This window comes from Mesorhizobium sp. WSM2240, from assembly GCF_040438645.1.
Lineage (GTDB): Bacteria > Pseudomonadota > Alphaproteobacteria > Rhizobiales > Rhizobiaceae > Allomesorhizobium.
In genome coordinates this window covers 607,510-632,657 of record NZ_CP159253.1, presented here as the reverse complement: position 1 = coordinate 632,657, position 25,148 = coordinate 607,510, and the positions used below count along the sequence as shown (strand labels likewise).

Sequence of the window (25,148 nt, the reverse complement as noted above, 5' to 3'; positions counted from 1 at the left end):
GTGCAAAGCCGTGAAAGATACAATCGCATCAGCCGCGCGGCGAGATCCTGCGCACGCCGATCGTACAGGCCGACTGGATCGCGGCTGCCACCTATTCCGTATCGGCTTCCGATCGGGCATGGACCAGCGCCAACCCCTCGCTGGCCTTTACTTCCCGTCCATAGGGAGCAGCCGGGGGATGTCGGGCGCGAACCAATAGTGCTTGGGCCTGCGCGAGGATGCCGCCGCGACTATCGAGACGGACGCGATGCTGGGGCGTGCTCGAGGTTGGGACTGGATCACCCCTTGATCCCGGGCTGGAAGGCTGTGGCCGCAGCGCTGCCCGAAAACCGATGCCCCAGCCTGCCTCGGCTCGCCGCGTTGTGAAGCAACGCGGTCGGTGCCGCCGCGGCGGCACCGTGTGTGCCAGGCGTTGTAATCGGCGCATTCTCGCCTGGATGGGAGATGGATTATGACGAGAGTTGACCAGCGTTTGGACGCGCCCATCGGATCAGGCACGCACGGTGCTGGATCGGATTATGGCGGTAGACAAGAAGGCTCGACGTTCGATTCTCTCGTCCAGGGCTTGCGCTCTGAAGATCGATGGTTGGGAGCGTCCTCCTCTGAAAGGCTACCTTCGGCCAGCGATGTCCGGCGCCGCACGTCAGCCGATCCCTCCGCTAATACGCGTGACGGCCAGCCCGGTTTTGGCGACTTGCCGCATCTGGGCGCGACAAATCGGGAAGAAAGTTCGTCGCATTCCGATGCAGAGGTCCGCAATGCCGATCAGTCTAGGAGTTCACAACAAAGTGCTACTTCCTCGCGCAGGCAGTCCGTATCGGGCCTGGATCGCAGACCAAAAAGGCGGCACCTGGACAATGTCGCCATGCAGAGCGTGCGAAGCGCTATCTCAGAAGAACAATCTAATGACGCACTTCACGCCATTTGTTTCGCCCGTGACGTCGTGCGGTTCTCATGTGCAGTGGTGGAGCATGACAAACGGCTGCGGCGGGCGGGCGACGAGGTCCATGCAGACTTCGTGCGAAAGGCCGCCGCCCAGTTCAAAACTCAATTCATCCCATGCTTCGAGGACGATATCCGCCGCGGGAAATCATGGGGCTACGCCACCGCATGCAATGCGGTGAGTCGTGAGGCCGGAGGTCCGGAAGGTTTCGAAGCTTGCGATGCGATGGCAGCTCGGGTGTCGCAGCTTCCCGGTGCGTTAATGCGCGAATTGGACCCAAAAGCCCTTTCCCTCTTTTCGGCATCATTTGGTCGGCATCCGCAGTCGAGACCATGCCTAAATGGAACGATCAGAATCGCCGAATTTTGCTGCGATGAGGACAGGGCACTTGGGGCGCTGGATAATCAAAGTCTGTCGTTGCTGGTGAACGGTTTCAGCAAATGGACGCAGCGGTCGGAAACTCGTGACGGCACAAAAGCGATCGCCAGTGAGGTCCGTCGCCGCATCGACCGCCGTTTCCGGCTCTCTCACTTTGGGGAGGAGCAGCTGACGATCCTTGTGAACGGTTTCAGCAAGTGGCCGGAAGAGTGGTCGCGCCAAGCCACCGAAACGATTGCCAGTGAAGTCCTTCGCCGCCGTAGCGAGCTTTCTGCTTTTAATCACCAGGGCTTGGCGAACTTGGTGAACGGTTTCGGCAAGTGCCCCCAAAAGGAGGCCTGTTACCAAGCCACACTTGCGATCGCGGAAGAGGTACTGCACCGCAACCGCCGTGCCCGGCTTTTTGAATTCACTCGCCAGGGACTGGCGAGCCTAGTGAACGGTTTCAGCAAATGGCCGGGAAAGCCGGCGTCTCGCGAAGCGGCCGCCGCTATCGCCAATGAGGTCCTTCGTCGTGGCCCCCGTGCTTGGCTCGCTGATTTCAATGCCCACGAGCTGGCGGCCTTTGTGAACGGTTTCAGCAAGTGGCCAGTGGAGGAGTGGTCCCGCCAAGTCACAGGAGCGATTGCAAATGAGGTCGGTCGCCGCGCCGCTCTCGACGGGTTCGGGCTCTGTTGTTTTGGTCAACAAGCCCTGGCGAACTTGGTGAACGGTTTTAGCAAATGGCCGGAAGGGATGGTCCATCGCCAAGCCACAGTCAAAATCGCCACAGAACTCTCTCGCCGCGCCGGCGAGGAAGGGCTCTCCCATTTTACTGCGCAGGATCTGGCGAACCTAGTGAACGGGTTCGGCAAAAGCCCGGACGATGCGGACTGTCATCACGCCACAGTCGCGATCGCAAGTGAGGTCATTTGCCGCCGTGCCCACCTCTCTGCTTTCAATCACCAGGGCTTGGTGAACCTGGTGAACGGTTTCAGCAAGTGGCCACAACAGGCGGACTGTCGCGACGCTGTGGTCGCCATCGCCGGTGAGGTCATTCTCCGCGATGACCAGTTCTCTCATCTTACTCAGCAGGAACTGGCGACATTGGTGAACGGTTTTAGCAAATGGCCGCAAGAGGCGGCGTCTCGCCAGGCCACAGTCGCGATCGCCGCTGAAGTCACTCGCCGCGCCGCGCACGGCGAGTTGGGGCTCTCTGACTTCAATGACCAGGACTTGGGGAACCTGGTGAACGGATTCAGCAAGTGGCCGGCGGAGGAGGCGCCTACGCAAGCCACAATCGCGATAGCCAGTGAGGTTCTTCGCCGCGGCGCCCGACTCTGTGACGTTACTCACCGGCACCTGGCTAACCTGGTGAATGGTCTCAGCAAGTGGCGCGAAGCGCCGGCATGTCGCGGCGCCACGGTCGCAATCGCCAACGAGGTCAGTCGCCGCCAGCTCTTTGACTTTGCTCCGCAGGGCCTCGCGAACATGGTGAACGGTTTCAGCAAATGGCCGGAAGCGCTGGACTGTCGCGACGCCACGGTCGCAATCGCCAATGAGGTCCTTCGCCGCGGCGCCCGGCTCTCTGATTTTAGCCACCAAGCTCTGGCTAACCTGGTGAATGGCTTCAGCAAATGGCCGGAAGCGACGGGCTGTCGCGACGCCACTGTCGCAATCGGACGGGAGGTTCTTGGCCGTGACTTCTGGCTCCCTGCTTTTACTTCGCAGGAGCTAGAGAACCTGGTGAACGGTTTTAGCAAGTGGCCAGATGAGGCGGCGTCTCAGCATGCCACGATCACGATCGCGCATGAGGTCCTTCGCCGCGGCTCCTGGCTCTCTGAGCTCGATCCGCAGGAGCTTGCAAATCTGGTGAACGGTTTAAGCAAGTGGCCGGAGGTCCCGGACTGTCGCGACGCCACGGTCGCAATCGCGAACGAGGTCAGTCGCCGCGGCGACCGACTCTCTGATTTTATCCACCAAGACTTCGCTAACCTGGTGAACGGCTTCGGCAAATGGCCGCAATCGCCGAACTGTCGCGACGCCACGTTTGCGATCGGAGGTGAGGTCCTTCGCCGCGCCGATCTCTCTGATTTCACTGCGCAGGGACTGACAAACCTGTTGAACGGCTTCAGCAAGTGGCCGGACGGGGAGGACTGTCGCAAAGCCGCGATCGCAATCGCCGGGGAAGCGCGTCAGCGCCAGCTCTCCGATTTCACTCCGCAGAGCGTGGCGATCCTGATGCACGGGTTCATGAAGTGGCCGGAAGAGGCGGCGTGCCGGCAGGCCACGATGGACGTCGCGCGTAGACTGGGTGCTCGAGAGCATCGATTCGGTGTGTTCACCACGCATCAGCTGAGTATGCTCGCCAATGCTTTGTCGCGAATGATCATGAGGGCAGAGGACAATGGGGACATTGCGGACGCCGCTCTGCCGAAGGATCGGTTGCACAAGCTCGCCCACTATCTACACTATGATAATGATCGCCTCGCGCAGGCTGACGTTCTGCAGGTCACAACAGTTTTCAAGGCATTGGGTCAGGCTCGGCTGTCTGATGATCTCGGTTTGCTCGCACCGACAGGTTTGAATCGCCTCTCGGAATTGCGTCAAGCCCCTGATTTTGCGACCCACAACAACTTGGAAACCATTGGCAATCTGTGTGCAGCTCTGCTGCCGCTGGCTCGCAGCCCGCAGAAGCCGCTGCGCTGGCACCGCAGGCAGGCCCTCAATCTGCTCAACGACCTCCAACCCGTGGTCGAGCAGAAGATCGAGGCGCATCTGAACGCAAGCGATGCGGAGCGGACCCGTGGACCGGTTGCGAGCCGCTGCCCCGCTTTATCGATCTATCAGACGCTCAAAGCCCGTTCGGTCCTGGAGAGATTGTTCAGGTCACCGTACGTCGAGGCCAAGAGGTCCGATTTGCGGGTGAGGCAGCAAGCGCTGGAGCGCAAGACCAAGGAGATCCTGGACAGCACGCGCGGGCTCATTGAAAGCGACCTTTCCAGCATGAGCTGGAACCTGATCGCGCAGATCGAGGCGGACAGTCCAGTGGATGCGCTGGACTTATTCATGGAGCAGGATGCGGCGGCGATCCAGGCCCAACATCCTGCGTCGGTTTTCGACGTGCATCAGGTCTTGCGAACCATGGATCACGAGCCCAGACCGCCACAGGGTGAGGCGGGACTGATGCAGTTGCCGGTGGTGGACATGCACGGCCGGCAATTGGCCACGGAGCCGGAGAGACGGTATTCGATTTTTCATCGCCTGACCTCGGGAGCTTTGCCGGTCGTCGCGGTGCAGCTACCAGGAACCCCGAGCGCCTTCATGCTGGCGCGTACGGTGAACGTCAACGGTGTGCCATACCGCATGGACCTGTTCGGCGGCAGCAAGCTAAAGCCCCCGCGATTGACCGTGTCTCAGATTGCGGCCCGTGCTCCAGGCGAGCCAGCAAAGCCTTCCGGGGGAAAGCTGCTAGCGATTCCCTATGCCGATACCGCACCGGGCACGGCCTTCGAGCAGCTGTCGCGTGCCTGGGCCCCTTTCAAGGAGGCCTATTATTACACTCAGCGCAGGGGTTTTGCCGCGCCGCCGGCAATCAAGGGCCTGGGGGTTCATGACTACGCGCTGGAGGGCGCCTTCAAACTGTCGCTGCTGCCGGATCGCCCCTCCAACCAGGAGCATCCCTTCAGGCTAACTGGGCCGGCAGGCCCGATCGCCTTGCGACCGCATGACGGCTGCGGCTTCATCAGGGCCTCGCTGGCCGAGCGTATGCCGGCTGTTCGTCGCGCCGGGGAGCAGGAAGGTCCTGACAGGGTGCCTGCCTTTGCTGAGGGACGGAGATCGTCCGTTCCTGCATCGGCGCTGCAACACTATCCGCGCAGCGGGCCGGTGGCGGACGAGGCGCAAGAGAAAGCCATGACCTGGCTCGAGAGCCGACAAGGGCAAGAGCTGTCGGCTGAAGATCTGTTTCGCACCGTGACCGCCGGACATATGGACGGCCCCCTCGCGGTTGCCATACCCTCCAGTGATGAGTGTCTCCATGTGCCGACGCTCAAGAGCGAGACGTTGACGGGGACGAGCGGGGTGCTGATCGGACGCTCGCCCTATGACAAGCCGAACCTGCGCCCATTTGCCGCCGAGCGAGTCAAGTCGGCGGTCGAGGCGGACCCCACCGCTGTGTTTCTCGACAACTGCACGGCCATCCAATACAGCTTCAATGTCGCCCAGAAGTCGGGGACGCAACTGGCGGCCGACGATCCGACCTTTTTTGCCAAAGGCATTCTGATCGTTGTGCCGGATAAGATGTGGCCGGCCGCCTACGCCGACCGTGGGCTGGTGATGTCTGCCGAGGACGTCAAGTGCCATTCGAACTGGACCTCGAGCAAGGACCGCGTCAAGGTGAACACGCCGCTCGAGTGCCTCGGCATCCTGCAGGCGACCGAGGTGTTTGCCCCGGGTTCGCTGGTTGCCGTCCCCACGGGTGAGCAGAAAAAGCTTGACGGCGACTTCGACGGCGACACCGTCGTCATCCTCGGCGACCGGCCGCAGCTTTATGAGCATGTCAGGCAATTCGATCAAGAGGAGCAAGCTCGCGGACTGCGCTCGCTCAAGCCGCCAAAGTCGCATACCCCGGCGATTGAGGACGGTCGCTACAAGTTCGGACGCGCCAGCCAGATCCTCTCCGCCACGCGCAATGTTCTAGAAATCTATACCGGCCTGCAGCGAAACTTTTTGGCTCAATCCCACGAAGGCCGACAGTGGTTTGCCGAGCGTGCCATCTTCGGCACCTACGAAGGTCTTCACCAAGAGCTCAAGCGAGACATCCGAGGCCTGTTGGAGCAGGAACAGGTCAGTGCTGCGGACGTCCAGGACAAACTCGAGAAGGCGCGGCACGAGATCGAGCTGGCAGACCATCCGGTCGCACGCGAGATGGCCGAGTTGCTCCTCGCCGAGCTCGAGGCGTGGGCCGCGAGGCTGGATGAGCAACTCCTGCCCGAACAACTCCTGCCCGAAACCATCGCCGGCGTGAGCGAGGCACCGCTCGCCATGAGCCAACCGCTCTGCGAGCTGTTCCCGGAACTGGCGGAGACCTATTCGGCAATGGCTCAGCCACGCGACCGCATTCAGCTTCTCGTCGACCGTTACCCTGCGCGTATTGACCCGCGACCGGACGGATACAATCCACACGACCTCGTCCGAAGTGCAAACAATCTCCTGAGCCTCGGCATCAAGGTCGGAACTGACGCCTATAAATCCGACACTGGGGCCCACCTCTTTCTGTTCAAGAGCAGGCACCTTCAGCGCCTGCTTCAACAAACACCAGGCTTGAAATCGGTGCCTTACAGCAAGAGCCTTGCGGCTACCCTCAGCCAGGGTCGGTTCGATGTCGAAGCGACATTGCATGATCTTAAGGATAACCCGACACTGGCGGCTTCAGTCATGCAAGCCTCGATCAAACTTGCTACGGAACGAGGCATTCTGCCTCAACCCTCGGCTCGAGGGCTTTCTGCCGATGATTCCGCCACGACGATGACATTGACTCGCGATGAGGCCGTACAGCGCGCCCAAATGGAGGCCTCCCGCGCCCAAGCCGAAGAGAAGGACATCACCCCGACGGCAATCTCGGTTGCCGAGGCACTCAGGAGAGCCGATATCAAGGTGGAGATGCCCCATCTCGCTCAGCGCTTGAGATCGGAAAGCTCGATGACCGACCAGCTCATCGGCATGGAGGCCTCGTTTGAGGCCGGCGCCCAGCTGATCAGCAACGCTGTACGACACGTCTTCCAACTCCCTGATAGGGATTTTACCCGTGCCTTCAAGAAAGCCATTCTGGCCTTCGACGAGAGCGGCTATGCCGAGGTCAGCACGACCAACTGGTTCAGGACGCGATCGGCGACCTTCGTCGGCATCAAGACCGTGCTCGCCACGCCGGGCGGCTACCGCTTCGAGGTGGAGTTCCACACGGCAGACAGCTACAAGGCCAAGATCGACAATCACGACGCGTACAAGGAGCTGCAGAAGCTGCAGGAGCTGCAGCGAGAGAGCCGTGAGCCCCTGGATAAGTCCATAGCCGAGCAACTCTTGGAGCGCGTGCGACAGGCCTGCAACAAGGTTGTCATCCCCGACGGGGCAATAGGGATTCCCCACTGGGAAGCCGACGCGGATAGCACAGTTGGTGCCAGCCTAGCTCGTCGGTTGCAAGTGGCCCCGCCACGACGCACGGAGCACTCCCCGCTCGCAACAGAGATTCTTGGCGCCCTGGACGCGCGATCGATCGTGCTCGTCGGCATGAAGGGCGCCGGGAAATCCAGTTTGGGCCGTGCACTCGCCAAACAACTAGGGCTGAGGTTTGTCGATTCCGATAGGGAAATCGAGGCGAAGACCGGCAAGTCCATAGCTAAGATTTTCGCTGAGGATGGCGAGGCGCATTTCAGGAATCTTGAGGTGAATGAGATCAGGCAGTCGCTCGAACAATGGCCATCGGTGCTCGCAACCGGTGGTGGGGCGTTCATGAACGAGGAAATTCGGCATCATGTCGGCGAGAAAGCGGTCTCGATCTGGCTCAATACCAACGAGGACGTGATCAGGCGGAACCTGAGGCACGACACCAAGCGTCCGAAGATGCAAACTGCCGACCGAGACCAGACCATCACAGACCTGATGCACGTGCGCAATCCTATCTATAAGCTTGCCGATCTTACGATTAACCTGCAGCGCCAGCGGGATGTCAAGAGCGCGAATGCTTGTCTAACCGCGCTGCACGCCTACCTTTGCGGTGAGTACAGGGCCACCCAAGCTCGTGACCACTTGGGGGTGGCACCATGACGGCGCCGCTCGGTGCCGTTCAACTCGGCCGAACGTGGGGAAAAGGGAAAGACGCTGATCCAGCAAACTCTCGGTGATCTCCGAGGCCATCCGCTCATTGAAATCGGCGTGGTGGAGCAGATGATAGCTGAATGTCCCGCCAAAGATCAGACGGAACTAAACTGGGTATCCCGCCCGAAATAGCCGAGCAGATTGTCCATCAGTTCATGGACCGACGGTATTGTGAACTGTTGACCAGCTGACCAACTGGTCGGCATGAGCAACAAAGACGCCACGCCAGGGCGTAAAATCAACCGCCGGCCGCCAGAAGGTCGCCGGGTGGATGTGGCGCGAACTTTGCGTCGTCGATCTGCTCATGACCGCTACCGTATATGTGTCCCAAAGATCTACTGAGTGCTTATTGGGCGGATCATTCGTTTGGGGAATTCCGGTTGAGCTAGTCCCTATGATTGCTGGGCCTGAGGGTGGCCCGTCTCCTATGCATGAGGCTCTGCGCCGGCCAGCCGGCTTAACCCTCGTACCGTTGCATATCGGATGACGGGCCACCCTCAGGCCCAGCAATCATAGGGACTGGATGTATGTGGTGAACGGTTTGCCCGGCTGTCGCGGGTCTTACCGGGCTCCTGACCTCGTCAACGACTGCTCTCAAAGCTCGGCGCTGTGGATTCTCGCGGCGACTCTCCCGGTCGCCACCGTCTTATTATTTGCATGCATTCGTTAGATATTTCCCCGCGATAATAGGCACATATTTGGTATCCTCCCCAATCTTTGTGCGGTTTAAGTCCTGTATCCGCGCACTCAAACTGCCCATTCATATTAAAAAAGCATGCCCCCTTGTCCTCAGCCGAAACCTGACTACTCGGTACGAGGACGATCACGGTCGCAGCAAGGATCATCCCCTTCCAGAAAGACGGGGGATGCACTCGATGAATCGGGACGGTCGCGGTGGCGGTCTCTTTCGGTGAGGATCTCATGTAAGGATTTCCTTGTGCTCGTTTGTGAATTGTCCGCCATCGCATCCCGTTTCGCGATCGTCAGGTCGAACGGAACTTGTATAGCGGCCAGAACTGACAATAGCCTGAAAGCATTGCGCGAAGGTCAGCGACTTGCTGTATGTTAGAACGTGCCTATCGACGCGAGCAACAGCCGCGTGTGGATCTCCGATCGCCGTTGGCATCGCCTTGGGATGAGGCCAAGCATCTCGCCCGTCCGTTTTTCACATGCCATTTCCAATCGCCGTCCAAAGAGCTTGGTTGCGGAAGCTCGTCCCGACATTGGTTCCACTGCTCGTTGTACAGCCGCCGTTTGTGTGGATTCCGATTGCCACGTTTCCGCCTCGACGATGACCGGGCTGCCCGAATTGCCGCGTTTGGTATCGGTGCTGTATTGAAGCTTCCCCGAATTGGCGCCGCCGGTGTTGCCGCTGAGAGCGCCGACGTGGGTCTGCTGAGTCTGGTTGGTCGCGTCGCGCTGGCCCCCAGCACCGAAATTCGGCCCCGGGCTGTCCAAGCCGAACCCGGTGATCCGGACGATGGCTGGGTTCTCCGTGTTGGAAAGCTGGAAGGTCGCGCCCTGCGCGGCTGCGGGCAGGAGGCCCGTCTCAGAGTTCGGCAGTGCCGCGAAAAATCGCCCAATCATTGCCGACACCGGCGTTCTGTTTGACGACCGAGCGGGCGATCACCCGATACTGGTCCCGCACCGGCGGCGATACGGTCACTCCGTTCGCCAGCGAGGCCGGAACATTGAACTCAACTGTCTGCATAGTCCTGCCGGTGCAATGACCGGCAGTCAGCAGCCGGCCACCGTCGATCAGCCAGCCTGTGCAGCCGGCCGGCATAATGCGGCCGATACGTGGATTGTTGGCTGCGACCCGATCGTCAGTCGCGCCGCAGATTGTCTCAATTGAACTATTCTCCTGGGTCGCCGGCCGCCGCACCTCCTTCGGAATGAAGCGATCGATATCACCGCCGAGTAGGTTAATCAACGGCTGCGGCGCAGGCTCAGCAGCGCCTTGCTGGACGGGCGGCAGGCCGATGATTATGTCCGCGACTCGGGCTACTACGGCGGTTGCGCCGGGGCTAGTCCCTATGATTGCTGGGCCTGAGGGTGTCCCGTCTCCTATGCATGAGGCTCTGCGCCGGCCAGCCGGCTTAACCCTCGTACCGTTGCATATCGGATGACGGGCCACCCTCAGGCCCAGCAATCATAGGGACTAGAACCGAAAATAGCTTGACCAAGGTAGGGGCTGGATTTAGGCGCGCAAAGGGCTGCTCTCTAAGCTCGGTAAACCTGCCTGTGAGCTCGTCGTCAGCTTCTGTCAGCATCATTCTCAGCTGGCCCATGTATCTGAATCGACTGCGAAGAGTCTTACGCCTTGATGCCTCTGTAAGTCGCCGGACCTTGTATGGCGGATGCACGAGCGAAGCATGATCGTCTCAGCCTTGCCGGCCTTTACCGCTGGCGAATGTCACTCTTTATCTAGTCGATCGCGCTCTTGACCCGTGCAAGGCGACTTTCCCCTTCCTCCGGGCCGAAGCAGCTTTCGAAGTCATTGCATTCACCGCAACTGGGCGCGGTGCATAGCAAAAAACCTTCGGCCTCGCAGAGCTTGCGATAAATGTACTTCTTCCACTTCATATTTTTGGTGTTGCCGGCCGCCAGTGTTGGGAAATGCGTGGCAAGCAAGCGGCTGAGTTCGGCCCGATTGAAAAGGCCAAGGTCCTGCCAGAGATGGTCATTGCGCAAGGCACGCCGGGCAATGATCTTGGCGAACCTGGCGCTCGCCTCCTCCCCCGGCCGGGCATGAGCGAGCAGCAGGCCGCGCAGAAGTTCTTCGTCCAGATCCGGCTCGGGATCGCTCACCTTTTCCAGGCAGAAGGCGTTGGCAGATATAGCGGGGAACCGGCGGGTCAGGACATCCTGCAGCTCTGCGCGCGACAGGCCCATTGCCTCAGTCGCAGTCGCCTCGCCGGCCTCGACCTCCTCGAGGGCACGTGAGAGGACACAAGCAAGCACATGCTGGTCGAATCTCATCTCCAGGTCCACAGGTGGCGATTGCCCGAGGCTGAGACAGCTATGGTGATGGGCGAACATGGTGCCGTTCTCGCTGGATGTCTGGCAGATCAGGCAGCAATCTCGTCGGCAGCGACATGGGTCTGACAGTTCTTTGGGCACACGCGGGCGCAGGCTCCACAGCCGATACAGCGGCCGGAATTGTCGACGACCATGATCATGCGATTGAGCTCGCCATCGAAGTCGTCGTCGTCATCGCCGTCGCAGGCGCCGAGGACTTCGCCCGCGTCATCGATGCCGTAAAGGTGCATGACCTCGCGCGAGCAGACCTTGAAACAGCGGCCGCAGCCAATGCAAGTAGCGCCATCGATAGCATTCAGATATTGCGGCATCCATGTGGAGCCGTCGCGTGTGACGAAAGCGCTCATCGTGAATTCTCCATTTCTGCGACTTCTCCTGCAGCTGCTGAACACGCTTCGCGCCAGCGCCATCCTGAAGCTGCATCCTCACGAAGCGAGTTGCACGGTAAACGCTGCGTTTCGGCCGCAGACCATAGGAAATGTGATGCCATGGGCAAGGCATTCTTCTAATCCCCTTTGCCAACGAATTTTCGAGCATATGCACGCCAACCGTCTGTTAACAGGGCCTGTCCGCTTTCCGTCGCTGTGCCGTACCGGTGACCGTGCGGCCAAGCTGGCGATCGGCACGTCTCGCATCTCTCGAAGGACAAACCCTGCTGTGTGGCCGTTTCCAGCAGACATGGCCGTCCTGGCTCAGTTGGGGCGCCGAACCAGTGCTTCAGAACAGCCGGCGCGATGAGCGGGATCGGGCACCATGGTGGACATGGCTCTTTATCTTCAACCCGCGGTCGCTGGCATAGCGGCAGCTTAATGCCGTCGCGAGCCGTGCTGGTGCCAAGTGCAAGAATTTTACCGCCCTTTGTCGACAGCGCGAACGGGATGCGTTTGCGTTCCTTGATCGATGAGGTCTGCTTCCCGGCTGGCTTCTGCTTCAAATCCATCTCGGCCGCCAACGTTTCGGCCTTGGCTTTCACGCCGAGCCCTTGGCCGACGACGCGGACTTTTCCGAGCATGCCTTCATGGCTGGAATGCTGGAGCGCCTCGATGAATGACACGTTCGATTTCTTCGGCACGGCGACAGCATTCTTCGGTCCGCTGCCATACAGGGCGAGGACCACCGATGGATTGACCGGCAGAGCATCCTCCGGCGATGGCTGACGCATGTAGCCCGCGGTGGGCAGCTTCAGCGCGGCTTTCGGGTGGCTCGTCGAACCGCGAGCGAGGCGATCGCTTTCCTCGCCAAGCGCATGGACGACCTCGGTGATGGAGCCGCCGGTCGAGGCAATCCGCGACGGATCGGAAAAGACAGCTACGCCTTCATTGGCCACAGCAGGCAAAGCGGCGGTCAGCAGGAACACGAGGATTGGCGCGAGCGCCGAGCGGAAACGGAAAGCAACACTCATGGATTTATACCTCACGCTGCGGTCGGGATTGGGATACGCGGCAGGTTCTCGGCCAGGAAGCGCCAGTCGCCGCGCTCGCGTTCGTCTTCCTTGCGCGTGCCGAAGAACTGGATGATCGTATTGCCGTCGGCGCCATAAGCTTCGATTGACGTAACGTGACCGTCCCCGGTGGGCTTGCGCACGGCCCAGACCTCGCGGATGTGGTGGGTCCTGAGATGCAGGTGGAATTTCTCGTCGAGCACATTGATCCACGGCCCGATCGGCTTGAGCGACTTGATGGGACCGGAATGGATCTGGATGCAGCCCCGATTGCCGACAAAGCACATGATCGGCATCTCAGCTTCGACCGCGTGTTCGAACATGGCGCCAACGGCATCCTTGTCGAGCGGCCAGGCGAAATCCTGGCCGACCATGCGCATCGCCTGGCAGCGGCTGAGATTAAGCGTTTTCAGCATGTCGAAGAACTGATGCACGTCGGTCAGCCCGCTCCAGTGTTCGCGTAGGTCGTCGGCCGTAGCGGCCTGGTCCGGAACCTCTGCGTGCCGGTCCGCTACGCTCGCCTTGACCGACACGACCGGCTCCTGGTTCGAGGATTCGAGCTCCGCCACCAGCTTTTGATAGGCATAGAGGTTGGAGGCCGACCTGAGATGCACCTTGTGCACCGCCTCGCCGGCGGCATCGAAGAATTGCAGGCTGCGGCGGATGTCGCCGCCGTCGCGCTTCTCGACGGCAAAGCCATGCGCCCACGCTTTCGGGAAGATGCGCAGGTCGATGTCCTCGCCGAGCACCAGGGCATGCTGGTCGCCGGTTAGCACCTTGTCGTAGACGCCGATCTTCTCGTGCACAGCGCTTTCATTGCTGGTCAGCGCCATCACCTCGCCAACCGCTTCGAGGCCGGTCAGCAGATCGTTGACGCGCGGCTCGATGCGCAAGGAACTGAGACCGCAATCGGCCGCAACCAGTTCCGCTTCCGAAATGCCCAGTTGGGCGGCGAGATCGCGCTCGCGTATTATCGGATTGGCTTGCCGTGCCCGCCGGATTTCGTCCGGCGAGGGTTTCTCGCGCTGGTCCATGTCTTGCCCCTGCTTTCATCTACGTGTCGAGCATCAGTTGCCTACCGGGCGATCTTCAGCCGCAGACCGCGCCGCGCTGCTCGATCCCGATCTCGTGCTCGCCCAGGAACAGAGAGTTGCTGGAGAGCGCGCGCATCGCCGTCGGCACCCGCTCGGAACGCGCCGGTCGCGCTGTCCTGAACGGCGGACGCAAAAAGGCTGACAGGCACCTGTCGGTCGAACTGATTCAGGTCGGTCGATCGCCGCTGGCGGAGGTGAGCGACTGTGGGTGTCGACGCGAATCGGCCGATCGGGCATTCGGATTCCACAGGCGGTGCTTGCCATAGAAAGCGGATCTGACCCAGACCTGACATGTTGCTTTCCCTCTCTCGTTGCATCGATCGCAAGTTCACCCACGGCATGAGATCGGTCCGTTACTCTTGCCGCCTCGCCAAAGGGAACTTCAAAAGTCGTGCCAACTGCGCGGAAGCAAGCGCAGAAAAAATCTTCTGCATAGCCGTCAGTGGTTTACGTGAGAGTGCAGCAGAACCAGGCCGAACGCCCCAGTGTGGCGGACTCGACAAACCCGACAGTATGTGTCGGCTATCCGACGTCTTCCCAGCAATGGCCTACAAGAATCATAGCAGTGTTATGGCCATGTGTTGTTTCAAAACGGTTTTCTTGCTTTGGCACGTTCCATGCTCGGTGGTCGGCAACCACGTCACGGACTGAAGAGAAATCGAACCATGATTACGCTCACCGATAACGCTGTTGCCGCCGTCAAGACAGCTCTTTCCCGCGCCGGCGAGCCGGCGGAAGGCTTTCGCATCATAGTCGAGACCGGCGGCTGCGCCGGCTTCAAATACCTGATGGGCCTGGAGAGCGTCTCGCGCGAGGGCGATACGATCCTCGAGACAGATGGGGTGAAGGTGTTCGTGGACGCAGGCTCCAAACCCCATGTCACCGGCATGACCGTCGACTTCGTCACGGGGCTCGAATCCTCCGGCTTTGTCTTCGACAACCCCAACGCGCGAGAGAAATGCGGCTGCGGCAAGTCCTTCGGCTGATCGCCTGAGACTGGGAGAAGGGCCATGTGGGGCTGCGGCGACAAGGCCGACGAGTGCTTCCTCAATCCGAAGAGTGTCAGCGTTCTGGAGAGAGCCAATACAGCCGGTGAGGATGGCGCCATCGCCTGGGAGTATCCGCTTAAGTTTATGATGAGCATCGATCCGGTGACGGAAAGGATCACGGACGCGAAGTTCCAGACCTTCGGCCGCGGCTCCGCGATTGCCTCCTCGTCGGCGCTTACTGGACTCGTCCTCGGCAAAAGTGCCGATAGAGCGTTCCCCATCATCAATCATAGCATTGCGGACAGTCTCGGTTGCCTGCCGCCGAAGAGGACGCATTGCGGAGTGATGAGTTATGAAACGCTGCAACCTGCCATCGCCAACCATTATAGCGAGCAGTGGGGCGGCGATCACGAGCAACGCGCCCTCGCCCGCGAATGCTTCGGTGTCGATCAAGGGATGATCGAGCGGGCCGTCGTATGGACAGGCACACCACTATCGAGCAGGTCACGCGCTACACAAGGGCCGGCTGCGGGTGGCTCGCATGCTTCGAAGCAATCGAGCAAGTGCTTGTGCGAGTGCGATGGCCGCCGAATGCCTCATCACGGCAGCGGAGGCTTGTACCGCCGGCACAACAGACGTCCACGCCCTCAAGAACAAGCCAAGGTCGAAAGTCGATTTTGGAGCCGGCGATCGCTTGCGGCAGGATGTGGAGATCGTCGCCACCCGAAACAGTTCAATTGCCAGCGGCACCCGAAGCTGCCGGCCGCCAAACTGCGACGCTGCAATGGCGGCTCGCCCGCCGTCAGCGCCCGCCTGCCACACGCCACAGCGCCTGTGCAAACTCGACCGAGCGAAAACCCTGTCGCGGGTTCTTACCTGCGGGCTGACGGCGGCGACTGCGAACTGGTCGATGAGGAGGACGACCAGGTCTACGTCAAGCTGTCGGGCGCCTGCGCCGGCTCCAGCTCGCTCCGTCACCATCAACGGCATGCGCCAGAGGCCTCGATGAGCCGACCGGCCTCGCGCTTGGCGTCATTCCGGTCAACTGAGGATCGCACCCATGAGGCTTATCAATCTGGACAACAACGCAACGACAAGAGTCGATCCCGAGGTCGTTCAAGCAATGTTGCCGTTCTTTACGGATCAATTCGGCAACCCTTCGTCGCTGCATGGTCTTGGGACCTCCGTCGCTAAGGCGGTGAGAAAGGCGCGCCTGCAGTTGTCAGAACTGATCGGCGCGGAGCTCGACAGTGAGATCACCTTCACCTCGGGCGGGACGGAAAGCGACAATGCAGCGATTGTTTCGGCGCTCGAGGTGATGCCTGACCGAACAGAGATCGTGACTTCCGCAGTCGAGCATCCGGCAGTGCTGACGCTCTGCGCGTATCTTGAGGAGACACGGGGCGTCAAGGTGCATAGGATCCCGGTGGATCGCCGTGGCGGGCTCGACGTCGACGCCTACAGGGCAGCTCTCACCTCACACGTGGCGATCGTCTCGATCATGTGGGCGAACAACGAGACTGGTACGATCTTCCCCGTGGCCAGGCTTGCTGAGTTAGCCAAGGAAGTTGGCGCCCTTTTCCATACCGATGCTGTGCAGGCGGTCGGTAAGCTTCCGATGGACCTGAAATCGACGGCAATCGACATGCTGTCGCTCTCCGGCCATAAGCTGCACGGCCCGAAGGGGATCGGCGCACTTTATGTAAAACGTGGCGTGCCCTTCCGCTCGCTGATCAAGGGGGGTCACCAAGAGCATGATCGTCGTGCGGGCACCGAGAATACGCCCGGCATAGTCGGGCTCGGCATGGCAGCCGAACTGGCCTTGAAATTCATGGATGACCAGAACACACGGGTAAAGTCGCTCCGCGATCGCCTGGAGAAGGGCATCCTCCGGCGCATTCCAAACACCTTCGTCACTGGCCATCCGCTGGAGCGGTTGCCGAACACCGCAAACATCGTCTTCGAATACAACGAAGGCGATGCAATCCCACTACTCCTCAGCCGCGTGGGCATCGCCTGTTCCTCCGGCTCAGCCTGCACCTCCGGTTCACTGGAGCCGAGCCATGTGCTGAGGGCGATGAAGGTGGCACACGCGGCAGTCCGCTTCTCCTTGTCGCGCTACAACGGCGAAGCGGACGCCGACCGTGTGCTCGAGGTCCTGCCCGCAATCGTGGAGAGGCTGCGTGGCTTTCGCGGTTCTGGGCCAGCTGAGCGAGGTGCCGAAGACCTTCAATCAGATTTATGCCTGGCAGCAGATGAACGGGCATCTCGCGATTCATTGCCTCGAACCGTGAATTTCGCGGCTGCAGGTCAGCCGAGCGACGAACAGCCCGACACTACCAGTTTCCGACCAGGGAGAATGCAATGAGTTGTTCTGCTGACGGCCGTCCCATCGATGTCACAGGCATCCTCGCGCGGCTGAAAGGCCTGTCGGCTGCGGAGGAGTTCTTCACAGTCCTTGGTGTCACCTATGACCCGAAGGTGCTCAATGTCTCGCGGCTCCACATCATGAAGCGCGTTGGCCAATATCTTGCCGAAGAAGATTTCTCCGGTCTGCCCGACCTGGTGATCGCTGCGCGCGTGCGCGCGACGCTGCAACGCGCCTACGAGGAGTTCGCGACCTCCTCTCCGCTCACGCACCGGGTGTTCAAGGTTCTCAAAGACCACGATCCGCACAAACCTGCCACGCCGGGCCGCACCTTCGTCCCGTTCGAGTCCGTTCTGAAGCGGTTCGGGAGTGAATGAGCGCGACGCGGTTGCGACGCGACAATGTCGGGAAGCGTTGCAACGCGACAGTGTCGGCAAGCCGACAAATCCGGTCATTGAGACAAAGCTTTCAGAAGCAACCAACCGAATTTCTAGCAGTAGCGGAGGCCACAATGTTGGCACAGATAATGCACGAAGGAGATGAACTGCCAAGCCCGCATCCGGATAGGAGCGTAGGGAACCGCCAATGCACATCGTAATCTGCATCAAGCAGGTGCCAGACTCGGCACAAATACGCGTCCATCCGGTGACGAACACGATCATGCGCCAAGGTGTGCCGACCATCATCAACCCTTACGACCTGTTCGCCCTCGAAGAAGCACTCAAACTGCGTGACGCTCATGGTGGCGAGGTCACCGTGCTCAGCATGGGTCCGCCCATGGCGGAGGACGCGCTGCGCAAGGCGCTCGGTTACGGCGCCGACCGCGCGGTGCTCTTGACCGACCGCTATTTTGCCGGCTCCGATACGCTGGCAACCTCCTTCGCTCTTTCCCAGGCAATCGCGAAGATTGGCGAGACGTTCGGCACGCCAGACATCGTCTTCACCGGCAAGCAGACGATCGATGGCGACACCGCCCAGGTCGGGCCCGGCATCGCCCAGCGCCTCGATCTCCTGCAACTCACCTATGTGGCGAAGATCGCCTCCATTGATTTCGCTGCGCGCGAGATCCAGGTCGAGCGCCGCTCTGAAGGCGGCACGCAGGTGCTGAAGAGCAGGCTCCCTTGCCTCATCACCATGCTGGAGGGCACCAACGAGATCCGGCGGGGCTCGCTCCAAGATGCCATGGGCGCGGCGCGCAGCCATGTCCTGAAGTGGAATGCGGCCGAAGCCGGCATAGAGGACCTCACCAAATGCGGCCTGCGCGGCTCGCCGACGGTAGTCAAACGCGTTTTCGCCCCTACCCCGCGGGCGGAAAAGGCGGCGCAAATCGACACCGCCGAGAAGACGTTGCGCGATGTCGCTGAGGAACTCATCGCTGCAATCCTCGCTCGCCAGCCTGCGCTGGAACATGAACTCGCCTTCAACAACGGCGCGTGACGCCAGGAGCAGACAATGTCGACCGCGAACCCACCTCGCCCTGCCGCCGGCCGTGCCGGCATAAAGAAGGAGCTGCCCGAGCGGTTCAAAGACTACCGGCACGTCTGGGTCTTCATCGAACTTGAACGCGGCCAGGTCCATCCTGTATCGTTCGAACTGCTCGGCGAAGGACGCAAGTTGGCCGACAAGCTCGGCGTCCAGCTTGCGAGCGTCGTGCTCGGACCGCCGGGAGAAGCCACCTGGTATGCCGTTGCCGAGGCCTTCGCTTATGGCGCCGACCTTGTCTACATCGTCGAAGCACCGCTGCTCGCCGACTATCGGAACGAGCCGTTCACCAAGGCGATGACGGATCTGGTCGATACCCACAAACCCGAGATCCTACTTCTGGGTGCGACCACGCTCGGCAGGGATCTTGCCGGCTCCGTGGCGACGACCTTGCAGACCGGGCTCACGGCCGACTGCACCGAACTCGACGTGGATGCCGACGGTTCGCTCGCCGCTACCCGTCCGACTTTCGGCGGCTCCTTGTTATGCACGATCTATACGCTCAACTACCGGCCGCAGATGGCGACCGTGCGACCCAGGGTCATGCCCATGCCGCAGCGGGCGGATAAGCCGGTCGGGCGTGTCATCCAGCACAAAGTATCTCTAGCCGAGGACGAGATCGTCACCAAAGTCCTCAGTTTCCTTCCGGATAGCCAGTCGGCAGAGGCAAATCTCGCCTATGCCGACGTCGTGGTTGCGGGAGGCCTTGGCCTCGGCGCGGCGGAGAACCTGCAGCTCGTGAAGAATCTCGCGCGAACGATTGGCGCCGAACATGGCTGTTCGCGCCCGCTGGTCCAGAAGGGCTGGATGCCGGCTGATCGGCAGATCGGGCAAACTGGCAAGACCATCCGGCCCAAGCTCTACATCGCGGCCGGGATTTCCGGCGCCATCCAGCACCGGGTTGGCGTCGAGGGGGCCGATCTCATCGTGGCCATCAATACCGATCCCAACGCGCCGATTTTCGATTTCGCTCACATCGGGATCGTCACCGATGCGATTCGCTTCCTGCCTGCACTGACGGAAGCCTTCACCCGGCGGCTGTCGCCGCACAGTCGCGACAAGCTTGCGAGCTAAGGAAGACACATGATCGCGGAAGAATTCGACGCCATCGTCATCGGAGCCGGCATGTCCGGGAACGCAGCTGCTTACACCTTGGCGACCCATGGCCTGAAGGTGTTGCAGTTGGAGCGCGGTGAATATCCGGGTTCCAAGAATGTCCAGGGTGCCATCATGTACGCGAACATGCTGGAGAAGATCATACCGGATTTCCGGGATGATGCTCCGCTCGAGCGGCATCTGGTTGAACAACGGCTTTGGGTGATGGACGACACGTCCCACACGGGGATTCACTATCGGTCGGATGACTTCAATGAGGCGAAGCCCAACCGCTACACGATCATCCGCGCCCAGTTCGACAAGTGGTTTTCGCGCAAGGTGCGCGAGGCCGGCGCGACCGTTCTTTGCGAAACGACCGCGACGGAACTCGTCCGTGATGCCAACGGCAAGGTGATCGGCGTCCGCACCGATCGGGCCGGCGGAGTCCTCTATGCGGACGTGGTCGTTCTCGCAGAAGGTGTCTCCGGACTGCTTGGCACGCGGGCCGGCCTGCGCGAGATGCCGAAGCCCGAAACCGTGGCGCTCGCCGTCAAGGAAATGCATTTCTTGCCCGAAGAGGTCATTGAGCAGCGGTTCGGCGTCAAGGGCGATGAAGGCTGCGTCATCGAAGCGGTGGGTACGATCTCCCGCGGCATGGCCGGACTAGGCTTCCTCTATACCAACAAGGAGTCGATCTCATTGGGCATCGGCTGCCTGGTCTCCGATTTCACCGCCGCGATGGAGAGCCCTTACGCCCTCCTCGATGCCTTTAAAAATCACCCTTCGATCCGGCCGCTGATCGCCGGCTCTGAGGTCAAGGAATACGCCGCGCATCTCATTCCCGAAGGCGGCCACAAGGCGATCCCGAAGCTCTTTGGCGACGGTTGGGTCGTGGTCGGTGACGCCGCGCAATTGAACAACGCCGTTCACCGCGAGGGCTCAAACCTAGCAATGACCTCCGGCCGCATCGCGGCTGAGGCCATCGTCCATGTCAAGCGCCGCAACGACCCGATGATCAGACGGAACCTCACCCTCTACAAGGCCATGCTGGACAAGTCCTTTGTAGTCAAAGACCTTAGGAAATACAAAGACATGCCCGCCTTGCTCCACACCAATTCCAGCAATTTCTTCACGACCTATCCGCGCCTGATATCGCAGGCCGCGCAGAACTTCATGCGTGTCGACGGCACGCCGAAGATTGAAAAGGAAAAGGCGACCACGGCCGCCTTCATCAAGGCGCGTTCGCGCTGGGGGCTGGTCAGTGACGCGCTCCGCCTGGCATTCGCGTGGCGCTAAGGGAGAGACGGGATGACCATCGCAGTGACGAAGTTACGCGTCGAGGACAAGCTTTTCCAGAACCGCTACCTGGTCGATCCGGGCCGACCGCATATCAAAGTGCGACCGCACGAGAGGCCGAGCGCCAACCTGCTCGCCCTGACCCACGTGTGCCCGGCGAAATGCTATGAGGTGAACGACAAAGGCCAAGTGGAGATCACCGCCGACGGCTGCATGGAGTGCGGCACCTGCCGGGTCTTGTGTGAGCCCAGTGGCGAGATCGAGTGGAACTATCCGCGCGGCGGCTTCGGTGTCCTCTTCAAGTTCGGATGACTGGCGCACGCACTGTTCAAGAGCGTGAACCGTGGTGCACTCCAAGTTGCTTCAGCAATGTGTCACACCGACATCGCCAGAACTATCAAGAAGGTGCTTGGGAGGAGCACCTGGACAACCCTTGAGATGTGTTTCCATGGCTCACATACCGCGGGATCGGCTCCATGAAGTAGGACCTCGGGACAACCGACCTGAACCACCCATCAAAAGCATACCCCAAGCGGACATCTCGCTTAGCGGAATCTACGAGATATCGAAGGTCCTAACGGCCCCCGCCCAGCTGGAGGTCACGCTCGCCAATGTCGTGAACATCCTCCCCTCGTTTCTGCAAATGCGTCACGGAGCAATCGTAGTCCTGGCCGCTGAAGGAGAGCCGGAGATTACCGCAATTGCCGGCAACACCCACCCGCTTCAATCGGACACACGCCGCGCAATACCGCAGGCCGTGGTAGACCACATCGTCGCTACGAGGACGCCACTCGTGATAGCGGATGTCAGCAAGTCCCAACTGTTTCAGGCCGATCTTCAAACGTCTTCAAGCGGCGGCACCAGCCGAATTGCGTTTATCGGTGTCCCCGTAACGGCCGAGCAAAAGATGCTTGGGATATTGTCGATCGACCGTGTCGACAACAGCGCCGCCGGCTCCCGTTACGACGAGGACATGCGGTTCCTGACCATGGTCGCCAACCTTGTCGGACGGACCATCCGCCTCCATCGCATGCTGAGTACTGATCGTCAGCGCAGTGACGAGCAATGGAGATCGGACAAATCGCTGAACGAGGAGAGGACTGCCCCCTCCCGGCTATCGCATGTCCAGATCGACGGGATCATCGGGGAAAGTCCCGCACTCAACCAGGTACTCGAAACCGTATCGGTCGTAGCAAGGACAAATTCAACCGTGCTTCTGCGGGGCGAAAGCGGCACGGGCAAAGAATTCTTCGCGCAAGCCATCCATAAGCTCTCACGTCGAGGGAAGAAGTCTTTCGTCAAATTAAACTGCGCCGCACTGTCTGAAAGCGTCCTGGAGTCGGAGCTGTTTGGGCATGAAAAGGGCGCCTTCACCGGAGCTATCTCCCAGCGCGCCGGCCGTTTTGAACTGGCAAATGGCGGAACGCTGCTGCTTGACGAAATCGGCGAGATTTCGCCTGGCTTTCAAGCGAAGCTGTTGCGCGTCCTGCAGGAAGGCGAACTGGAGCGAGTCGGCGGCACCAGGACGCTACAGGTCGACGTCCGCCTCATATGCGCGACCAACAAGGACCTCGAAACGGCCGTCGTGAATGGGGAGTTCAGGGCCGACCTCTATTACCGCATTAATGTGGTGCCGATCATCCTGCCTCCGCTGCGAGAACGATCCGGCGATATTTCACGACTTGCCAACGCCTTCCTCGAGCGATTCAACAAGGAGAACGATCGCGAGCTCGCCTTCGCGCCGTCCGCGCTTGATCTGATCTCGCGATGCTACTTCCCTGGCAACGTGCGCGAGCTTGAAAACTGCGTGCAAAGGACGGCTACACTTGCGCGTTCGAGGACAATCACGCCATCGGATTTCGCCTGCAAAAATAACCAGTGCCTCTCTTCGCTCCTCTGGAAACGAGCCGACCGTTCGCCTGGCGGCAATGCCATCGGCGAGCTCACACGGGGCAGCATGACGCCTGTTGGATCGCGGTCGCCGACCAGGCGCACCGGCGCCTCGCAAGGCCCGATATCGCCCCTCGAGGCCGAAGATCCCAACGATCCTGCTTGGCCCGCAACGGGCTCGCGTCTGACCGAACGCGACCGGCTGGTTGACGCGATGGAGAAGGCCGGCTGGGTCCAGGCCAAGGCAGCTCGCATCCTCGGCCTTACGCCGCGGCAAATCGGCTACGCCCTGCGTCGGCATGGCATCGAGGTGAAGAGATTCTAAGTGCGTGCCTAAGACGTCGGGTCTGAGTAGTGTTCCTCACACTCTGCTTGCCCAAACGCAGTGTGTCCTTAGCGGCCCGGTTCGCTTGTCCACTGTCGGAAGCCCGACAAAATTGTGTCGGCGCGATACCGACAGAATCCGACAAGAAAAGCCAATTTGTGAGCTAGAACCCACTCTTTGAGTTGGCATAGCTCTTGCGCTTTGAACTGCGACGTTCACTCAGCAGCAGAGCCGTTCGATGCCCGCACCGATAGTTTCGCTTCAGAGCCTGACCAGCACGACATTCTCCGACCAATTGCTGGCGACCGCGCAATCGGGTGGCTGCGCATCTTCATCCTGCGGCTTGTCGGGAAAGCAGGACGACATGGATCCGGTTGTTTGGGAGAAGATCAAGGATCACCCCTGCTTTTCAGAAGAAGCGCACCACTATTTTGCGCGCATGCACGTCGCAGTCGCGCCGGCTTGCAACATCCAGTGCAACTACTGCAACCGCAAATATGACTGCGCCAACGAAAGCCGGCCTGGAGTCGTTTCGGAAAAGTTGACCCCCGACCAGGCGCTGCGCAAGGTGATCACGGTCGCCAATGAAGTGCCGCAGCTCTCCGTACTCGGCATCGCCGGACCCGGTGATGCCTGCTACGACTGGAAAAAGACAAAGGCAACGTTCGAACGAATCGCCAGAGAAATACCCGACATCAAGTTCTGCATTTCCACTAACGGGCTCGCGCTGCCGGACCATGTCGCCGAGCTTGCCGAAATGAATGTCGACCACGTGACGATCACGATCAACATGGTCGATCCTGAAATCGGCGCAGAGATCTATCCCTGGATCTTTTACGACCAGCGTCGCTACGCCGGCATCGAAGCCGCCCGGATCCTGCACGAGCGGCAGATGTTGAGCCTGGAGATGCTGACCGCGCGCGGCATCCTGACCAAAATCAATTCGGTGATGATCCCCGGAGTGAACGACGAGCATCTGATCGAGGTGAATGAATGGGTCAGGGAGCGCGGCGCGTTCCTGCACAACGTCATGCCGCTGATTTCCGATCCGGCGCACGGTACGCACTACGGTGTGACCGGGCAGCGCGGCCCAACTGCAATGGAGCTGAAGGCTCTTCAGGATCGTCTCGAAGGCGGCGCCAAGTTGATGCGCCATTGCCGGCAGTGCCGGGCCGACGCGGTCGGCCTGCTCGGCGAGGATGGTGGCCAGGAATTCACACTCGACCGGATTCCTAGCGAGGTCACTTACGACGCCACCAAGCGCGAGGCCTATCGGGAGGTGGTCGCGCACGAGCGTCGCGATCACGTGGCGGCCAGGAGAGAGGCGCTTGGAATGCTCAAGACAGCGGGCTCGTGCAAGTCCCTTCTCGTCGCGGTGGCGACTAAGGGCGGCGGGCGTGTTAACGAACACTTCGGCCATGCCAAGGAATTCCAGGTCTATGAGGCCTCGCCCAAGGGGATCAGCTTCGTCGGGCATCGCAAGGTCGAGCAGTATTGCCTCGGCGGCTGGGGCGAAAAGGCCATTCTCGACGGCATCATCGCTGCGCTTGAAGGTCTAGACGTCGTGCTGTGCGCCAAGATCGGAGATTGCCCCAAGGAACGGCTCGCGGAAGCTGGAATCGGAGCGACCGACGCTTATGGCCATGACTACATCGAGACCGCAATCAGCGCCCTTTATGCCGCCGAGTTTGGGGTCCAGCCGCTGGCGGCGACGGCCTGAGCCGTCTCATTTCCCCACCGAACCAGGAGTTAAAATGGCTTTTAAGATCATCGCATCTCAATGCACCCAATGTGGCGCCTGCGAGTTCGAATGTCCCTCCGGAGCGATCAAGTTCAAGGGCGAGAGCTACGTGGTCGAGCGGGACAAGTGCACCGAATGTCAGGGAGTCTTCGATATGCAGCAATGCGCCTCGGTATGTCCCGTGCCTAAGACCTGCGTTCCTGCCTGAT

At 60.6% G+C, this 25,148-nt stretch carries 17 protein-coding genes; 12 read left to right on the top strand and 5 right to left on the bottom strand.

Annotated features, from left to right (window positions below):
* The first annotated feature begins 865 nt into the window (after positions 1 to 865).
* Positions 866 to 8,125 (top strand): shikimate kinase, encoded by a 7,260-nt coding sequence (locus ABVK50_RS02980; protein WP_353642863.1) that lies wholly within the window; start codon positions 866 to 868, stop codon positions 8,123 to 8,125.
* Positions 8,126 to 9,725: 1,600 nt separating this feature from the next.
* On the opposite strand, the gene ABVK50_RS02975 is transcribed toward ABVK50_RS02980, so the two are convergent.
* The 5 genes from ABVK50_RS02975 to ABVK50_RS02955 form a co-directional block, all read right to left on the bottom strand.
* Complete coding sequence (locus ABVK50_RS02975) at positions 9,726 to 10,109, bottom strand: hypothetical protein (RefSeq protein ID WP_353642865.1); 384 nt, start codon at positions 10,107 to 10,109, stop codon at positions 9,726 to 9,728.
* Positions 10,110 to 10,603: 494 nt separating this feature from the next.
* Positions 10,604 to 11,218: a nitrogen fixation protein NifQ gene (locus ABVK50_RS02970; protein ID WP_353642866.1), complete on the bottom strand. Its 615-nt coding sequence runs from the start codon at positions 11,216 to 11,218 to the stop codon at positions 10,604 to 10,606.
* Between the two features lie 29 nt (positions 11,219 to 11,247).
* Positions 11,248 to 11,565, bottom strand: coding sequence for a ferredoxin III, nif-specific (fdxB, locus tag ABVK50_RS02965; RefSeq protein ID WP_353642867.1), 318 nt, complete (start codon positions 11,563 to 11,565; stop codon positions 11,248 to 11,250).
* Positions 11,566 to 11,723: 158 nt separating this feature from the next.
* On the bottom strand, positions 11,724 to 12,620 hold the full coding sequence (locus tag ABVK50_RS02960; RefSeq protein WP_353642868.1) for an ABC transporter substrate-binding protein: 897 nt from the start codon (positions 12,618 to 12,620) through the stop codon (positions 11,724 to 11,726).
* 11 nt (positions 12,621 to 12,631) lie between these two features.
* A complete protein-coding gene (locus tag ABVK50_RS02955; RefSeq protein ID WP_353642869.1) occupies positions 12,632 to 13,693 on the bottom strand; it encodes a ChuX/HutX family heme-like substrate-binding protein in 1,062 nt (353 codons plus the stop codon).
* Between the two features lie 725 nt (positions 13,694 to 14,418).
* Here ABVK50_RS02955 and ABVK50_RS02950 point away from each other — a divergent pair.
* From ABVK50_RS02950 to ABVK50_RS02900, 11 genes are all read left to right on the top strand, one after another.
* On the top strand, positions 14,419 to 14,739 hold the full coding sequence (locus ABVK50_RS02950) for an iron-sulfur cluster assembly accessory protein (RefSeq protein WP_353642870.1): 321 nt from the start codon (positions 14,419 to 14,421) through the stop codon (positions 14,737 to 14,739).
* Between the two features lie 24 nt (positions 14,740 to 14,763).
* The gene (locus ABVK50_RS02945) at positions 14,764 to 15,936 is read left to right on the top strand and encodes an iron-sulfur cluster assembly scaffold protein (RefSeq protein ID WP_353642871.1); all 1,173 of its coding nucleotides are present in this window, start codon (positions 14,764 to 14,766) and stop codon (positions 15,934 to 15,936) included.
* On the top strand, positions 15,818 to 17,110 hold the full coding sequence (gene nifS / locus ABVK50_RS02940) for a cysteine desulfurase NifS (protein WP_353646039.1): 1,293 nt from the start codon (positions 15,818 to 15,820) through the stop codon (positions 17,108 to 17,110). The genes ABVK50_RS02945 and nifS overlap by 119 nt, the downstream gene beginning before the upstream one ends.
* On the top strand, positions 17,107 to 17,487 hold the full coding sequence (nifW, locus tag ABVK50_RS02935) for a nitrogenase stabilizing/protective protein NifW (protein ID WP_353642872.1): 381 nt from the start codon (positions 17,107 to 17,109) through the stop codon (positions 17,485 to 17,487). Before nifS ends, nifW begins: the two co-directional genes overlap by 4 nt.
* A gap of 208 nt (positions 17,488 to 17,695) precedes the next feature.
* On the top strand, positions 17,696 to 18,547 hold the full coding sequence (locus tag ABVK50_RS02930) for an electron transfer flavoprotein subunit beta/FixA family protein (protein WP_353642873.1): 852 nt from the start codon (positions 17,696 to 17,698) through the stop codon (positions 18,545 to 18,547).
* Between the two features lie 15 nt (positions 18,548 to 18,562).
* The gene (locus ABVK50_RS02925) at positions 18,563 to 19,666 is read left to right on the top strand and encodes an electron transfer flavoprotein subunit alpha/FixB family protein (protein WP_353642874.1); all 1,104 of its coding nucleotides are present in this window, start codon (positions 18,563 to 18,565) and stop codon (positions 19,664 to 19,666) included.
* Positions 19,667 to 19,675: 9 nt separating this feature from the next.
* The gene (locus tag ABVK50_RS02920; RefSeq protein WP_353642875.1) at positions 19,676 to 20,983 is read left to right on the top strand and encodes an FAD-dependent oxidoreductase; all 1,308 of its coding nucleotides are present in this window, start codon (positions 19,676 to 19,678) and stop codon (positions 20,981 to 20,983) included.
* Positions 20,984 to 20,995: 12 nt separating this feature from the next.
* Positions 20,996 to 21,295 (top strand): ferredoxin family protein, encoded by a 300-nt coding sequence (locus ABVK50_RS02915; RefSeq protein WP_353642876.1) that lies wholly within the window; start codon positions 20,996 to 20,998, stop codon positions 21,293 to 21,295.
* Between the two features lie 136 nt (positions 21,296 to 21,431).
* Entirely contained in the window at positions 21,432 to 23,198 is a 1,767-nt protein-coding gene (gene nifA / locus ABVK50_RS02910; protein ID WP_353646040.1) for a nif-specific transcriptional activator NifA, read from the top strand.
* 238 nt (positions 23,199 to 23,436) lie between these two features.
* A complete protein-coding gene (nifB, locus tag ABVK50_RS02905; protein ID WP_353642877.1) occupies positions 23,437 to 24,918 on the top strand; it encodes a nitrogenase cofactor biosynthesis protein NifB in 1,482 nt (493 codons plus the stop codon).
* Positions 24,919 to 24,952: 34 nt separating this feature from the next.
* Positions 24,953 to 25,147, top strand: coding sequence for a 4Fe-4S binding protein (locus ABVK50_RS02900; RefSeq protein ID WP_353642878.1), 195 nt, complete (start codon positions 24,953 to 24,955; stop codon positions 25,145 to 25,147).
* The last annotated feature ends 1 nt before the right edge of the window (position 25,148 follow it).

Coding starts and splice junctions, on each gene's coding strand:
- ABVK50_RS02980 (WP_353642863.1), top strand. CDS start 866: ATGCAGAGCGTGCGAAGCGCTATCTCAGAAGAACAATCTAATGACGCA.
- ABVK50_RS02970 (WP_353642866.1), bottom strand. CDS start 11,218: ATGTTCGCCCATCACCATAGCTGTCTCAGCCTCGGGCAATCGCCACCT.
- fdxB (WP_353642867.1), bottom strand. CDS start 11,565: ATGAGCGCTTTCGTCACACGCGACGGCTCCACATGGATGCCGCAATAT.
- ABVK50_RS02960 (WP_353642868.1), bottom strand. CDS start 12,620: ATGAGTGTTGCTTTCCGTTTCCGCTCGGCGCTCGCGCCAATCCTCGTG.
- ABVK50_RS02955 (WP_353642869.1), bottom strand. CDS start 13,693: ATGGACCAGCGCGAGAAACCCTCGCCGGACGAAATCCGGCGGGCACGG.
- ABVK50_RS02950 (WP_353642870.1), top strand. CDS start 14,419: ATGATTACGCTCACCGATAACGCTGTTGCCGCCGTCAAGACAGCTCTT.
- ABVK50_RS02945 (WP_353642871.1), top strand. CDS start 14,764: ATGTGGGGCTGCGGCGACAAGGCCGACGAGTGCTTCCTCAATCCGAAG.
- nifW (WP_353642872.1), top strand. CDS start 17,107: ATGAGTTGTTCTGCTGACGGCCGTCCCATCGATGTCACAGGCATCCTC.
- ABVK50_RS02930 (WP_353642873.1), top strand. CDS start 17,696: ATGCACATCGTAATCTGCATCAAGCAGGTGCCAGACTCGGCACAAATA.
- ABVK50_RS02925 (WP_353642874.1), top strand. CDS start 18,563: ATGTCGACCGCGAACCCACCTCGCCCTGCCGCCGGCCGTGCCGGCATA.
- ABVK50_RS02920 (WP_353642875.1), top strand. CDS start 19,676: ATGATCGCGGAAGAATTCGACGCCATCGTCATCGGAGCCGGCATGTCC.
- ABVK50_RS02915 (WP_353642876.1), top strand. CDS start 20,996: ATGACCATCGCAGTGACGAAGTTACGCGTCGAGGACAAGCTTTTCCAG.
- nifA (WP_353646040.1), top strand. CDS start 21,432: ATGGCTCACATACCGCGGGATCGGCTCCATGAAGTAGGACCTCGGGAC.
- nifB (WP_353642877.1), top strand. CDS start 23,437: ATGCCCGCACCGATAGTTTCGCTTCAGAGCCTGACCAGCACGACATTC.
- ABVK50_RS02900 (WP_353642878.1), top strand. CDS start 24,953: ATGGCTTTTAAGATCATCGCATCTCAATGCACCCAATGTGGCGCCTGC.